The following is a 14,243-nucleotide window of genomic DNA, read 5'->3' on the forward strand; positions in this document are numbered from 1 at the left end:
CATAAAATGTCTGTCCTCTTCGGAAACTATATCTAGGGACAACGGCCTCAACATGCCTGCGAAGGAGAGAACTTGCAAATGGACAGTATGACCTATTATGTATCTGTCATGGGGCGCTCCGTTATTCCGGACCCGCACGTAACGTCGTATGAATGGGTGATCCAGGCGACGCCTCAGGAGGCGGAACAATTACTGGGGCTGCTTAATCTGATGCAGGAAAAAGAGGAAGAGGCCTTTCCAGGAATGGTATTCCCTTGGCCAGATACGCCAGAGGAGTCTGTAAACCGTGCATATGAAGCTGTGTTACAGCAGGTGTATCGGGAGATTTATCGCCTAGGAACACCAGAGACCCGATACCAGATTGAACAAAGTACATGAAATGGACAAAGGAGCGAGATAATAAATGTATGCTATTCAGGATGCCAAAATACGCAGATTAACCGAAGTGGATGGATTGTCTTGTGCAGAAGTTGAAGTACAGCCTGGAAATACGGGTGATCCGTCTTTACTTGTATATGTTGCGGCTACCCAGCCAGGGAATTCGCTTGAAGTCGTTCGGATTGTACGCAATCATTCGGATGCAGTCCTGGATTGGTACAATAACAATATGCATACAGCGTTTGAAGATGCCACGGAAACGGCGTTTGAGAACAGTGAAGGCATTGCAGCAGGGGAAGATAAAGCCCGGTTTCAGAGTGAGTTACTTGCTTTTGGATTACTGGGACCGACACTTCAACGCTATTTGGTGGGGCAAGGTTAAGGCGGTCGTTCCAACAAATGCCGATAGCTGCAAAGGATAAGCGAAATTACCCGGAGACATACTATATACAAGTTCCGGGGAGGTGATAGCAATGGCTTCCAAGTTCAAGAAAAACAAAGGGAACCTTTATGCGCATCATACCGAGTTTGCCGAGGAAGTGCTCGCCATTAACAGCAAGCGTCCTGCCCAGAGAAATCCGTGGCGTCAGGGAAACAAGTAACCGGAATGCAGAAACCCGCCCTTCTTTTGAAAGGCGGGTTTTTGAATGTTTATTTTAACTTGGTTGTGGAGCTTGTAGTTAGGCATATTCACGCAGCACTTGAATGCCTTTGACGATATTGTACACAAAACTTAATGCATAAATAACAAAGAAGAGTATTACAAATCCGACAGCGGAACCCAGACTGTGGGCGGTAACGAAGAAATAAAGTAGCGGGATTGCCGCAAGAAACGGGAATATATGCGAGAATAAGGCTCGTTTCGCATGTCCCTCAATATAGTTGTCTTTGGCTACAATCCAAATGATGATGGGAAACAAGAACGGTGCGAAGAAAATACTAAAATAGGATAATGCTGATAAAAGTTGTCTCATAGCGGTTTCTCTCCTTTATGGTTCAATTGAATGTATGTATGCAAATGATTACCCAGCAAGTCTCATCCTGAATATGTCTGCCCATTTTAAATGCACTGAGCTTGATATCCTCAATATTGCCTGCTTAAAGCATTCATATTCTGTACCTGTGTTGAGTATGAAAATAATACGTTCAAGCCATGTGGAATGATGCAATTATTAATTTTTTTATAAAACTATTGAAAAATATAGAAATCAGAGTATAATAGGAATCGCGCGGTATTTTTATTATACATATTTGTCTCAGTAGCTCAGCAGGATAGAGCAACGGCCTTCTAAGCCGTCGGTCGGGGGTTCGAATCCCTCCTGGGACGTTAGAAAAAAGCTTCCTTCGGGAAGCTTTTTCGCGTACAAGGGATGAGAACCTCAATGGTTCGTCGGAGCATAAGCATCGGTAGGAATACTTCGCAGTCTCGACTGCAAGGAGAGTATCCCTCCTGGGACGTTAGAAAAAAGCTTCCTTCGGGAAGCTTTTCGCGTACAAGGGATGAGAACCTCAATGGTTCGTCGGAGCATAAGCATCGGTAGGAATACTTCGCAGTCTCGACTGTAAGGAGAGTATCCCTCCTGGGACGTTAGAAAAAAGCTTCCTTCGGGAAGCTTTTTCGCGTACAGGGGATGAGAACCCCGATGGATCGTCGGAGGTTGGTAATTGTTTATAGGTATAAACTATCAAATGTATAGAATTTATATATTTAAATAATAAACCATCTTGTGACACAATGAAGATATCAATCATGAAAGCGATGGTGGTATCCATGCAATCGATTAATCAATGGCAAGCAGATGAGTATGACAACAAACTGGCTTTTATATCAGATTACGGCAAAAGTTTAATCTCATGGCTTCAACCTCAAAAAGGGGAGTATATCCTTGACTTGGGATGTGGAACGGGGGATTTGACGTACGAAATTTCTGTAACGCAGGCTGAGGTAGTTGGCATGGATGCATCACCGGACATGATTCGTCGTGCAAAAGAGAAGTTCCCCAATATCGAGTTTATGGAGGGTGACGGACATCAGTTTGCGACGAACAAGCTCTATGATGCCGTCTTTTCCAATGCAGCTCTACATTGGATGCGAAGTCCTCGACTTGTAGTGGATAGTGTATGGAAGTCTTTGAAGCCTGGGGGACGTTTTATAGCGGAGTTCGGTGGCAAAGGCAATGTACAGATCATTGTAGATGCATTAGAGGAAGTGTTTGAGCGACACACTGGCATTCGTGGATCAGAGCGCAACCCTTGGTATTTCCCGACGATCGGGCAATATAGCAACATTTTGGAACAATGCGGATTTTTGGTGCGACAGGCCTATCACTATGACCGTCCTACCAGATTGGCGGATGGTGAACAGGGTATAGAGGGCTGGTTGGCTCATTTTGGAGGGGACTATTTTGAAGGTTTGAGTCAGGAGCAAATTCAAAAAATCTGTCGTGAAACTAGCCATATCGTTGTGCCGAAGCTCTGGAAAGAAGATGCAATCTATGCCGATTATAAGCGTCTTCGAATTGAAGCAGTGAAGCCGGGATGTTAAATAAGCAAAAGATGTGTAACTGTTAAATGAATTAATAATATATTTTTCATGAAATTCATCGATCACAAATAGGCTGGGAATCTCTTTCAGAATGAAGAGACTCTTGGCCTTTTTTCCTATGTTGTATTTAAAAATTGAATTATTAAATCGACAAATAAATACAATTTCACATTTTTCTCTTACTCAAGAACCATATAAGTAATTTTTATATCATATTTGTAATTATTTAGAAGGTAAATGTGCTATTTTAGTAGAATAATTTACCAAGGGTCAATCTACTTGCAGATAGGGCGGTGAGTTGTCACAGGTATTGCAGTACTTGTCATTGCAGGACCCAAGCGATTGGTGAGGTACTTTCATATTGAGAAGGAGGGGCATAGCCTTGAATAAACGATTGATATCTATATTGTTAAGTATCCTGATGACTTTTTCTATCATCATGCCAGCGGCCGGAGCCGCTCCTGTAGGTGTACAGCTTGAGAATTCGCTAAGCAAGGCCGAAGCCAAACAATGGCGAGAAATTCTTGCCCAGCGGGAAGGCAAGCTTGCAGCAGATCCATTTTTGGACAAGAGCCTGGAAGGTCTTGGAGGGGAGAATACAAGAGTAATTGTTGAGCTCTCCAATAAACCAGTTGCTGTTGCGCAAGGCGAATCTACCCTCTCAGGAAAATCTTTTACCTCCTCTATGGAAACAAAGGCTGTGAATCAAGTCGAGCAACAACAACAGTCATTTGTACATAGCCTCACTCAGAATAAAATCAAACACGAAGTATTGGAAAATTACGCATATGCTCTGAATGGTGTAGCCATTGAACTTAAGGGTAACCAATTGGGGCAATTGCTTCGCATACCGGGCGTTGTCAGTGTATACCCTGACCTTGAAATTAACGTAGCCCCGGAAACTGATGAAGTGAATCCTTATATGAAAGATACCGCACCATTTATTGGCGCCCCTGAAGTATGGAATCTGGGATACAAAGGAAAAGGCGTCAAAGTTGGTGTTATTGATACAGGAATCGATTATGAACATCCTAATTTGCAAGACGCCTACAAAGGTGGATGGGATTTCGTTGAAAATGACAATGATCCTTATGAGACAACACGTGAAGAATGGAAAGGATCTGGCGCACCTGAATTTAATGCGAATGGAAGCGCCTATTACACATCCCACGGTACTCACGTAGCCGGTACCATTGCTGCTCGTGAAGCAGGGGACTACGGCATTGTCGGGGTTGCACCCGAAGCTGACATCTATGCCTATCGTGTGCTTGGACCCTACGGAAGTGGTCAAACTTCATGGGTGCTTGGTGGAATTGACCGTTCCGTTGCCGATGGCATGGACGTAATCAATCTCTCGTTGGGTAACGCTGCCAATGATCCAAGTTATATCACTTCAGTTGCACTGAATAATGCCATGCTGTCTGGCGTGACTGCAGTTGTGGCAAGTGGAAATGATGGTCCGAATCGTTATACATTAGGTTCTCCAGGAGCATCTGCTATGGCAATCACTGTAGGTAACTCCACAGGGCCTAGCCAGAGTATAACAGCCAACACGCATTTCTGGATTGGTGAGGAAGGTGAAGGTACGCTTCCTGAAGAACAACCTGTCCCTGAAGTTGAGCCGTCTCCTGAACTGGGTACAGCACCGGGTACGGATACTCCTGAAGTTCCGGCTCAAGGTGAACCATCAACCACACCGGAAGATGTGACAGGTGATGAAGCTTCATCAACAAACGAAGCTGCATTGTCTGAATCAGCATCTGACGATGATACAGATTTAGATGTGGTAGCCAGCCAATCAGAAGAGGGTGTTCAGCCAGCCTCGCCTTCGGCACCAGTCGAAACCTCTCCAGAGGTTGCACCTGTGAAAGAAGAGCCTGCTATTGCTCCAACTGAAACGGAACAAAATCCATTGGCTGTTACTGAGTCGGTGTACCGACTTGATGTAATGGGCTGGAGTCTTTCAGCAGATCCGGAATCTGTTTTGACGGATCAATATGATCTTTTATTCGCAGGGTTGGGTAAACCGACCGACTTTGAAGGCAAGGATTTTACAGGCAAAGTGGCTTTTGTACAGCGCGGTGAGCTGGCATTTGTAGAGAAAGTAGCCAATGCCAAAGCTGCTGGTGCAGTTGCTATTATCGTATACAACAATATTCCAGGCCCGATCGGTGTGAGTTTGGGAGATAATTTTGAACTTATTCCAACCTTGAGCATGTCGAAGGAAGATGGAGAAAGTATCAAGGCTGAGCTGGATGCTGGTCAAAGCGTTGAAGTGAGTTTCAGTGACTTCGTTAAAGGTCAAACGGCTGGAGATGAAATGAATCCATCCAGTTCCCGCGGACCAGCCAAGGTGACTCTGGATATCAAACCGGATATAGTTGCACCCGGTACCAGCATTCTGTCTACTGTTCCTGCCTATGGCAAGGACGAGCCTGAAGCAGATTATTCACAGGCTTATGATCGTAAATCAGGTACAAGTATGGCCACGCCTCATGTTGCCGGACTAGTTGCCCTGTTGATTGAAAAGCACAGTGACTGGACACCATTTGATATTAAAGTAGCACTCATGAACAATGGTAAAGTGCTCAACACAACCAATTACGATGTGTTTGATCAAGGTGCAGGGCGTATTCAAGCGGTGAAAACGATTGATCCTGCTGCATTTGTTAAAGTATTGGATGTAACGAAATACACAGAGAATGGCGTGGCTGTCGAGAAACCAAATGTAACGGGTAGTGTCAATTTTGGCAACTTCCTCAGCACGGACGAAAAAACCGTCAGCAAAACGATCAAAGTGGAGTCGCTGAATGGCAGCGGTGGAAACTACACTGTAAGCGTGAATCCGACACGTACAATCCCTGGTGTATCCGTTGCGGTGGACAAGAACTCTTTTACACTGAATGGTGAGGAAGAGTTACAGGTTACTATTACAGTTCCAAAAGGTGTTACTGCGGTAACAGAAGCGCAAGGATACCTTCAGTTGTCTAATGGAACGGACACATTCAGTGTTCCATATGTCGCACATTTCAACCTTACCCTGGCAGGCGTTAAATACATTGAGACTGTATATGGTACAGAGAAGAACCCGTTCCATTATCCATTGAAGTCTGATGGTACGCTGGATACACTCAATGTAGCTATGGAATTCTACAATCCTATGAATTTTGCCCTTATTGAGATCTTTGATGGCCTTAACCCGGATGGTGGCTATTATGGAGATGGATATATTGGATCTATTTTTGGGAACTACTACAATTTTGCTGCCAACACAAGATATAATTTAGCTTGGGATGGACAGTATGCAGACTACACTACCGACGAGGTAACAACTATTCCAGATGGTCTTTATACGGTTGACATCACTACAATCGGTGTTGATGGCAAAACGTATATCGAAGATACTTCTCCATTTTTGGTGAAAAAAGCAGCGCCTGTTGTAACAGCACCAGATAAGTTGGAATTCAAGCAAGATGAATCTGCTGTCATTAACGGCAGTGTGGATGACTTGTACTTCCGTGTTGCTCCTTCACTTAAAGAGAACTGGAACATTGAGTTTGACCCAGCGGCTGCCTTGAAAGCAACGTATGTCCTGAAAAAAGAGAATGGTTCGATTTACAAGGAGGGTGTATTTGAAGTAAAACCTGATGGTAGCTTCACTCTTCCTTTAGAAGGCATCCAAGCAGGTGAATATGCCGTTGAACTTACGGTAAAAGACCAACAAGGGCTTTCTGGTAAAGCCACTACGGCACTGAGTCTGAAATCCAAGGAGACTGAGCCGGAAACTCCAGCTGTCAAAGCGCCTGGCACACCTGTGTTGTCTCATAATAATTGGGTTGGTAATGGCCTGAGCGAAGGCTCATATATCGTTACCATGAACCTGTGGTGGGGCGAGAATGCCACCAGCTACAAGCTTTATGAGGACGGGGTTTTGATCGATACGCAGAAGTTGACCTACAATGCGCCTCTGGCACAGTTTGCCCAAACGAAGATCACAGGCAAAGCCAACGGCACCTATACGTACGTAGCTGAGCTAACGAACGACAAAGGGACCACGCGGAGTCAGACACTGACAGTCAAGGTTACCAACGCATCGCCAGGCAAAGCAGTTCTCTCTCAAGATAACTGGGATGGCGACGGTAATTATAAGGTAACTATGAACTTGTGGTGGGGAACCAATGCTACTGAGTATCGCCTCTACGAAAATGATAAGTTGATCGATACCCAAGCACTCAATGCGGTTACGCCTAATGCGCAAAGTGCCGTTACTTCGCTGACTGGACGCACTTCGGGCACGTATACTTACCGGGCTGAGTTACTCAACGCAGCGGGTGTCACCAGCACTGATAAGATCACGGTAAAAGTGAAATAAACTCTTCGGCACTTATTTATTGAAGCAATTGTTTTTCACATAAGCGGTCTTCATCCTGATCTTCGCGGGATGGAGACCGTTTTATTTTGTTTTTTCTCTGTTGAGTGAATGGATAACTGCTTGTTGTCCTGTTAGTTGTAAATTGAATATAGTTCGCATGAAAGTCCGCTAATAATAAAATGCTCCCCTCATGGAGACAGGTTTTGTTAGCCTGTCACTCATAAGGGGAGCGTAAATTAATCTAACCGATCACTCGATTCTTGCTGGCTTTTATACCTGCTATCAGTAATACAATGGCGAGAAGAACCTGTACCAGCAAGGGAAGGGTCCATCCTTGTGTCCAATCATGAAGCACGCCGAACAGCAACGGCCCGACGGCTGCCAGCATATACCCAAAGGATTGAGCCATACCTGAAAGTCCCGCAGCCTGTCTTGCATCAGACGTACGCAGTACAAAAAACATGGTTACAAGTCCGAACGAAGCCCCGGCTCCAACGCCGGCCAAAGCAACACCGACGGTTACGAGAGAGGAGATGCCGCTCAAAAGGAATGCGTACCCCAGAATCAGACATGAACCTGTAATTGCTGTCAGCCCACGTTGATCTTTCATTCGTCCAGCCAGAATGGGAACGATGAACGTTACCGGAACACTAACCATTTGCATAAGGGATAACATCCAGCCCGCTGAAGAGGAACTGAAACCCTGATCAGATAGAACCTCTGGCAGCCAGGTAATTGTAGTGTAAAAAATTAAAGATTGCAGTCCCATGAACAATGTGACATACCAGGCTAAGGAAGATGTAATAAGGCGAACCGGTTTCGCTTCCGTTTTCGAAGCCACGTAAACTTCGCCGCGACGTCCAGAACGGACGTGAGGCAGCCAGAGAATGAGGGCCAAAATGGACAGTATAGCCCACATGCCGAGTGAAGCATGCCAACCCATGGAGGTTAAGCCTGCCGCAGGAACGCTGATTCCTGAGGCGATAGCGCCCCATATATTCATGGACACAGAATAAAGTCCGGTAACGAGCCCCACTCGCAATGGGAAATCCCTTTTGATTAGACTGGGCAGCAATACGTTGCTCAGGGCAATGCCACATCCAAGGATCGCTGTTCCTGCAAAGAGAACGGGTACAGAGGGCATAAACCGGAGGGATACGCCTATGGTCACGAGGATTATGGCAGTTAACAGAGCGGTTTCTAGTCCGAATCTTCGCGCCAATTGTGGAGCGAACGGAGAGATTGCCGCGAAGGCAAGCAAAGGAAGAGAGGTGAGTAAGCCTGCCAATGTATGACTTATTCCTGTATCTGTACGGATCAGTTCCACAATGGGACCTGTTGCCGTAATAGGTGAACGCATTGTTGCTGCGATAACGATAATGCCTGCCAGCAAGAGCCCAAGTTTCATGGATGCTGACGATGAATTATCGACTGCAGAGCGGTCAGGTGAGTTTTGACGTAAAGATGATGGCATGGTAAATCTCCTATAGTTTATTTGTCTAATATGTATACTTTGATACATACATATACATAAACAAGCATAACATCCCGTGTCAACATCAGCCGATTAACGTATTCAATTATCCCCAGAACGCAAAAAAAGCTTCCCGAAGGAAGCTTTTTTTTAATTACGTCCCAGGAGGGATACTCTCCTTGCAGTCGAGACTGCGAAGTAATCCTACCGAAGCTTATGCTCCGACGAACCATCGGGGTTCTCATCCCCAGAACGCAAAAAAATGCTTCCCGAAGGAAGCATTTTTTTTATTACGTCCCAGGAGGGATACTCTCCTTGCAGTCGAGACTGCGAAGTAATCCTACCGAAGCTTATGCTCCGACGAACCATTAAGGGTTCTCATCCCCAGAACGCAAAAAAATGCTTCCCGAAGGAAGCATTTCTTTAATTACGTCCCAGGAGGGATTCGAACCCCCGACCGACGCCTTAGAAGGGCGTTGCTCTATCCAGCTGAGCTACTGAGACATGAAATTTTTTCAAGCAAAATTGATTTTATCATAAATAATGATGAATATCAAACATTTTATTTTAATATATTTTTCGTATATGATATTTGGCGGCAGTAACGTTTTTTTCATTATAATTAAGGTTATGTTAGAATATCAGAAGAACTCAAAAAATAGATCGACTTTCGTTTAATATACATCTATTTATGGTTGATTGCGACTGGAGATTCAGGATACAGAGGAGGTGCTCCTATTAAGGAATCCACGACCCCGGAAACCGAGCACAGTAACAATATCGTGCTGTTTCCTAAGACGCTGGACTATTACCAGATTCAATTGACGGTTATGCTAGAAAATGAACGATATGGTGAAGCGATGGACCTGCTTCGCTTTTTGCTGCAATGCCAAGGGCAGGAAGAACGGCATTACGACGAATGGCGAGCCCTGCTCGAATGGCTTGAAGCTGCATTCCCTCATTATGGGGAAGATTTACCCGAGGTTCGTGAAGAGCGTGAGGAAGAGGAAATCAGCGAAGAGGACATGGCACGTCAACATGCCCGATCCAAGCTTGAGCAGGATGACGGCTATGCGGATAAACTGCTTCGTACCGTGATGGAGGAACCTTTATCTGAACAAACGATGCTGGCGCTGGAGCAGCTTGCATATCTCGATCGGCCAGAAATTGATGATTCGCTTACCGGTTGGCTCAAAGACAAGACGCTGCATCCTTTACTTCAGTTCCGTGTGCTTCAGACATTACGCCGCCGAGGTGTTCAAGGCATTATTGCGTTTACTCGTGGGGAAGAGCCGGTAGAAGTGGAGATTGATACGGTTCCGCTGAGACCTGAGGATTTCCCGATTCAGATCGTTCAGATTCTTGAAAGAGTGGCAGATCAGACGGAGGTTCATGAACCTACGCTCTTTTATTTTGCACAAGAACTATGGATTCAATATGTCATGGCCGTGTACGGAACCCGTGATTACCTGTCCATGCTGGAAGAAAATGATTCCATGACAGATATATGGGCAGCTGCTCTACATATGACCGTTGCAGACAGTCTGGGCGGTTCGCATGACGAGGAAAATACTCGCTCAATGTATGCTGTGACAGGGGCGATGCGCTTTCGTCTGGAGCAAGCATATCGATCGATGAAGCAGTTTGTTTCTGCCGGTTTGGATGGTCAATAGGACCCGGAAACGTTTTCCTCAAACCGTATCAAGGGATTCCCCTTGAAAAAGAATCTAATCTTGTTTATACTAAAATGGTTATTTTGTACGTGATTGCCTACGTGAACATGCGAATTTTGGAGGGGAAAGTATACAATGAAAGCAACTTGGGAAAAGATAGAGAAGAACCTTGGGGTTCTTGAGGTTGAAGTGGGTGCAGATCGTGTAACTGCAGCACTCGACAAAGCTTTTAATAAAGTAGTTAAACAAGCAAACGTACCTGGATTCCGTAAAGGTAAAGTTCCACGTTCGATCTTCGAAGCTCGTTTTGGTGTGGAAAGCTTGTATCAAGAAGCGATTGACATTTTGCTTCCTGAAGCTTACACAGAAGCAATCGACCAAACGGATATCTTCCCGGTTGATCGTCCTGACGTAGACGTCGAGCAATTCGCTAAAGGACAAGTATTCAAGTTCAAAGCGAAAGTAACCGTTAAACCTGAAGTTACACTGGGTGACTACAAAGGCGTTGAAGTTGCTGTAGCCAAACATGAAGTAACGGATGTAGAAGTGACTGAAGAGCTCGAGCGTCTTCAACAACGTCACGCAGAACTCGTTGTTATCGACGAAGGCGCTGCACAAAACGGCGACGTTGCTGTAATCGACTTTGACGGTTCCGTTGATGGTGTACCGTTCGAAGGCGGACAAGCTGAGCGTTATTCCCTGGAACTTGGTTCCAACACATTCATCCCAGGATTTGAAGAGCAGGTTGTGGGTCTTTCCACAGGCGACTTCAAAGACGTTGAAGTAACTTTCCCAGAGAGCTACCATGCAGCTGAACTGGCTGGCAAAAAAGCGGTATTCAAAGTGAAAGTACATGAAATCAAACGTAAACAACTTCCTGAACTGGATGACGAGTTTGCAAAAGATGTTAGCGAATTCGATACGCTTGAAGAGTACAAAGCTGACCTGAAAACGCAATTGGAATCCCGCAAAGCAGATGAAGCCAAAGCAGCTCAAGAAAATGCTGTTGTAGAAAAAGTGGCTGAAAATGCTGAAGTGGATATTCCTTCTGCAATGATCGACAGCGAAGTACAAAACATGATGCGTGATTTCGACAACCGTCTGCGCAACCAAGGTATGAACCTGGAAATGTTCCTGAGCTTCTCCGGTCAAACACAAGCTGACCTGAGAGGACAAATGCAGGAAGATGCTTCCAAACGTGTTCGTAACAACCTGGTTCTTGAAGCAGTTGGTAAAGCGGAAAACATCGAAGTGTCTGACGAAGAAGTTAACCAAGAACTTGAAAAAATGGCTGAGTCTTACAAGCGTCCTGCTGAAGAGATTCGTGGCATTCTCGAGGGTAATGGTTCCCTGGACAGCCTTCGTGACGAAGTGAAACTGCGTAAAACGATCGATGTTCTCGTTGAGAACAGCAAAGTCGTTGAAGCTGTTGAAGCTCCAGCTGAAGAAGTTGCTGCAGAAGCTGACGAAAAATAAGACAAGCTGTTATGTAATGAACAGCTGAATAAACGATAAGGCACGTGAATCATTGCGTGCCTTATTTTTAAATTATGGCATCCATTTTATAGAGGATTCAGTAATAATATGGATGGAATTCGTTATGGCATTGGTTATGCACATTCAACGTCCTATGGTTCTCCTGCAAATAAAAAAAAGGTGAAACGGCATAGGATTGCTCCGATTTGCACATACATAGAAAACATGGTTAAATATGATCAGGCAAAAAAGTAAACTCACTCTGTCTTGACACCACTTGTGAAAAATGACATTGTCACAGGAACGTGTTAGAATGAATTTGGGTTTGCTTTACAGGTAGCCTATGTCTAATTACATGTAGAAAAGAGGTTGGTCTCATGAGTCTGGTGCCAATGGTTGTTGAACAAACCAATCGAGGCGAGCGGTCTTACGATATATATTCGCGTTTGCTGAAGGATCGCATTATCTTTTTAACCAGTGCGATTGATGACGATGTAGCCAATCTTGTCATAGCGCAGCTTTTGTTTTTGGCAGCCGACGATCCTGAGAAGGATATCAGCTTGTACATTAATTCACCTGGTGGTTCTGTCACCGCAGGGATGGGTATATACGATACGATGCAATATATCAAGCCGGATGTATCGACCATTTGCGTAGGTATGGCAGCAAGCATGGGCTCGTTATTGCTGACAGCCGGTGCTCCTGGCAAACGATATGCGCTGACTAACAGCGAAGTGATGATTCATCAGCCGCTTGGCGGCGTTCAAGGACAGGCTGCGGATATCAAAATTCACGCAGAATGGATTATTAAAACACGTCAGAAACTGAATCAAATATACGTCGATCGTACAGGTCAACCCCTTGAGAAAATCGAGCGGGACACAGACCGTGACTTTTTCATGAGTGCTGAAGAAGCCAAAACGTACGGCATTATTGACCAGGTGCTCAGCAGACCGATCAATTCCTAAAGGGGTGGTTTCATGTTTAAATTTAACGATGAGAAAGGGCAATTGAAATGCTCTTTTTGCGGTAAATCTCAGGAACAGGTGCGCAAGCTGGTCGCTGGACCGGGCGTTTACATTTGTGATGAATGTATCGAACTGTGCACTGAAATCGTAGAGGAAGAGCTCGGTCATGACGAAGAACTGGACCTCAAAGATATTCCAAAACCGAAAGAAATCCGCGACATTCTTGACCAGTACGTCATTGGACAGGATCAGGCGAAGAAGTCTTTGTCTGTAGCGGTTTACAATCACTATAAACGGATCAACACACAAAGCAAGATTGAGGACGTTGAATTGCAAAAAAGTAACATTTTGCTGTTAGGACCTACGGGTTCTGGTAAAACGTTGCTTGCGCAAACGATGGCCAAAATCCTTAATGTTCCTTTTGCTATTGCTGATGCAACTTCATTGACTGAAGCAGGTTATGTCGGCGAAGATGTAGAGAACATTCTGCTCAAGCTGATTCAAGCTGCTGATTATGATGTGGAAAAAGCAGAGCGCGGCATTATTTATATCGATGAAATTGATAAAGTAGCGCGTAAATCCGAGAACCCATCCATTACACGTGATGTATCGGGTGAAGGTGTTCAACAAGCGCTCCTGAAAATCCTGGAAGGAACTGTAGCTTCTGTACCGCCACAAGGTGGTCGTAAGCATCCACATCAGGAATTCATCCAGATTGATACCACCAACATCTTGTTTATTTGTGGCGGTGCCTTTGATGGTCTCGAGCAAATGATCAAACGCCGGATCGGTAAAAAAGTCATCGGCTTTAACACCGTTGCGGAACAAAAAGATCTTAAACCAGGTGAATATCTGGGTATGGTATTGCCGGAAGACTTGCTGAAATTCGGTCTGATTCCGGAGTTTGTAGGCCGTTTGCCAGTTATCTCCACTTTGGAGCCTCTGGACGAAGATACATTGGTACGGATTCTGTCCGAGCCAAAAAATGCGCTTACGAAACAATACCAAAAATTGCTTGAACTGGATAATGTAAATCTGGTGTTTGAACCAGGAGCATTACTGGCGATTGCGAAGGAAGCCATTAAACGTAACACGGGTGCACGTGGTCTGCGCGCAATCATCGAGGGCATTATGCTTGAGATTATGTACGAAGTACCTTCCCGTGATGATGTTACGAACTGTGTCATTACCGAAGAAGTCGTTGAGAAGAGAGTCGTGCCTGAACTAAGCCAATCCAAGGACGACAAGCAGGAAGAAAGTGCCTAACTAAAGGTTAATATTCCGTTTCAACACTGAAATATAGACTTGTCAGTTCTCCACTCCTGGCAGAAGGCGAATTCATGTCTCTGTCAGGGTG

The 14,243-nt window shown here is 45.0% G+C and carries 11 protein-coding genes and 2 tRNA genes; 10 read left to right on the forward strand and 3 right to left on the reverse strand.

Annotated elements, in window-relative coordinates:
- Positions 1-78 precede the first annotated feature (78 nt).
- The 3 genes from ACR1R9_RS02250 (at position 79) to ACR1R9_RS02260 (ending at position 980) form a co-directional block, all read left to right on the forward strand.
- Complete coding sequence (locus ACR1R9_RS02250) at positions 79-378, forward strand: hypothetical protein (RefSeq protein ID WP_063566707.1); 300 nt, start codon at positions 79-81, stop codon at positions 376-378.
- 25 nt (positions 379-403) lie between these two features.
- The gene (locus ACR1R9_RS02255; protein ID WP_053783121.1) at positions 404-760 is read left to right on the forward strand and encodes a hypothetical protein; all 357 of its coding nucleotides are present in this window, start codon (positions 404-406) and stop codon (positions 758-760) included.
- 91 nt (positions 761-851) lie between these two features.
- On the forward strand, positions 852-980 hold the full coding sequence (locus ACR1R9_RS02260; RefSeq protein ID WP_256336669.1) for a hypothetical protein: 129 nt from the start codon (positions 852-854) through the stop codon (positions 978-980).
- 78 nt (positions 981-1,058) lie between these two features.
- On the opposite strand, the gene ACR1R9_RS02265 is transcribed toward ACR1R9_RS02260, so the two are convergent.
- On the reverse strand, positions 1,059-1,352 hold the full coding sequence (locus ACR1R9_RS02265) for a DUF4870 domain-containing protein (RefSeq protein WP_053783120.1): 294 nt from the start codon (positions 1,350-1,352) through the stop codon (positions 1,059-1,061).
- Positions 1,353-1,631: 279 nt separating this feature from the next.
- On the opposite strand from ACR1R9_RS02265, the gene ACR1R9_RS02270 reads away from it, so the two are divergent.
- The 3 genes from ACR1R9_RS02270 (at position 1,632) to ACR1R9_RS02280 (ending at position 7,295) form a co-directional block, all read left to right on the forward strand.
- A tRNA-Arg gene (locus ACR1R9_RS02270) sits at positions 1,632-1,705 on the forward strand.
- 423 nt (positions 1,706-2,128) lie between these two features.
- Entirely contained in the window at positions 2,129-2,923 is a 795-nt protein-coding gene (locus tag ACR1R9_RS02275; protein WP_433948827.1) for a class I SAM-dependent methyltransferase, read from the forward strand.
- 382 nt (positions 2,924-3,305) lie between these two features.
- A complete protein-coding gene (locus tag ACR1R9_RS02280) occupies positions 3,306-7,295 on the forward strand; it encodes a S8 family serine peptidase (RefSeq protein ID WP_433921833.1) in 3,990 nt (1,329 codons plus the stop codon).
- A gap of 241 nt (positions 7,296-7,536) precedes the next feature.
- Here the strand turns inward: ACR1R9_RS02280 and ACR1R9_RS02285 are convergent, their stop codons facing one another.
- Together ACR1R9_RS02285 and ACR1R9_RS02290 are read right to left on the reverse strand one after the other, a co-directional pair.
- Positions 7,537-8,769 (reverse strand): CynX/NimT family MFS transporter, encoded by a 1,233-nt coding sequence (locus ACR1R9_RS02285; RefSeq protein WP_099858118.1) that lies wholly within the window; start codon positions 8,767-8,769, stop codon positions 7,537-7,539.
- A 430-nt stretch (positions 8,770-9,199) separates the two neighbouring features.
- Positions 9,200-9,273: transfer RNA gene (locus ACR1R9_RS02290), tRNA-Arg, on the reverse strand.
- Between the two features lie 326 nt (positions 9,274-9,599).
- Between ACR1R9_RS02290 and ACR1R9_RS02295 the strand changes: the two genes are divergently transcribed.
- From ACR1R9_RS02295 to clpX, 4 genes are all read left to right on the forward strand, one after another.
- Positions 9,600-10,442: a hypothetical protein gene (locus tag ACR1R9_RS02295; protein WP_433923764.1), complete on the forward strand. Its 843-nt coding sequence runs from the start codon at positions 9,600-9,602 to the stop codon at positions 10,440-10,442.
- Between the two features lie 135 nt (positions 10,443-10,577).
- Positions 10,578-11,918, forward strand: coding sequence for a trigger factor (tig, locus tag ACR1R9_RS02300; protein ID WP_076290796.1), 1,341 nt, complete (start codon positions 10,578-10,580; stop codon positions 11,916-11,918).
- 377 nt (positions 11,919-12,295) lie between these two features.
- Complete coding sequence (clpP, locus tag ACR1R9_RS02305) at positions 12,296-12,886, forward strand: ATP-dependent Clp endopeptidase proteolytic subunit ClpP (protein WP_024633993.1); 591 nt, start codon at positions 12,296-12,298, stop codon at positions 12,884-12,886.
- Between the two features lie 12 nt (positions 12,887-12,898).
- Positions 12,899-14,152, forward strand: a complete 1,254-nt coding sequence (gene clpX / locus ACR1R9_RS02310) for an ATP-dependent protease ATP-binding subunit ClpX (RefSeq protein ID WP_063566713.1) — start codon at positions 12,899-12,901, stop codon at positions 14,150-14,152.
- Positions 14,153-14,243: the final 91 nt, after the last annotated feature.

The organism is Paenibacillus taichungensis (genome assembly GCF_050994985.1).
Classification (GTDB): Bacteria; Bacillota; Bacilli; order Paenibacillales; family Paenibacillaceae; genus Paenibacillus; species Paenibacillus taichungensis.

Excerpts from the sequence above, each read along its gene's own strand:
- ACR1R9_RS02260 (WP_256336669.1), top strand. The coding sequence starts at position 852 with ATGGCTTCCAAGTTCAAGAAAAACAAAGGGAACCTTTATGCGCATCAT.
- ACR1R9_RS02250 (WP_063566707.1), top strand. The coding sequence starts at position 79 with ATGGACAGTATGACCTATTATGTATCTGTCATGGGGCGCTCCGTTATT.
- ACR1R9_RS02275 (WP_433948827.1), top strand. The coding sequence starts at position 2,129 with ATGAAAGCGATGGTGGTATCCATGCAATCGATTAATCAATGGCAAGCA.
- clpX (WP_063566713.1), top strand. The coding sequence starts at position 12,899 with ATGTTTAAATTTAACGATGAGAAAGGGCAATTGAAATGCTCTTTTTGC.
- ACR1R9_RS02255 (WP_053783121.1), top strand. The coding sequence starts at position 404 with ATGTATGCTATTCAGGATGCCAAAATACGCAGATTAACCGAAGTGGAT.
- ACR1R9_RS02295 (WP_433923764.1), top strand. The coding sequence starts at position 9,600 with ATGCTAGAAAATGAACGATATGGTGAAGCGATGGACCTGCTTCGCTTT.
- ACR1R9_RS02285 (WP_099858118.1), bottom strand. The coding sequence starts at position 8,769 with ATGCCATCATCTTTACGTCAAAACTCACCTGACCGCTCTGCAGTCGAT.
- clpP (WP_024633993.1), top strand. The coding sequence starts at position 12,296 with ATGAGTCTGGTGCCAATGGTTGTTGAACAAACCAATCGAGGCGAGCGG.
- tig (WP_076290796.1), top strand. The coding sequence starts at position 10,578 with ATGAAAGCAACTTGGGAAAAGATAGAGAAGAACCTTGGGGTTCTTGAG.
- ACR1R9_RS02265 (WP_053783120.1), bottom strand. The coding sequence starts at position 1,352 with ATGAGACAACTTTTATCAGCATTATCCTATTTTAGTATTTTCTTCGCA.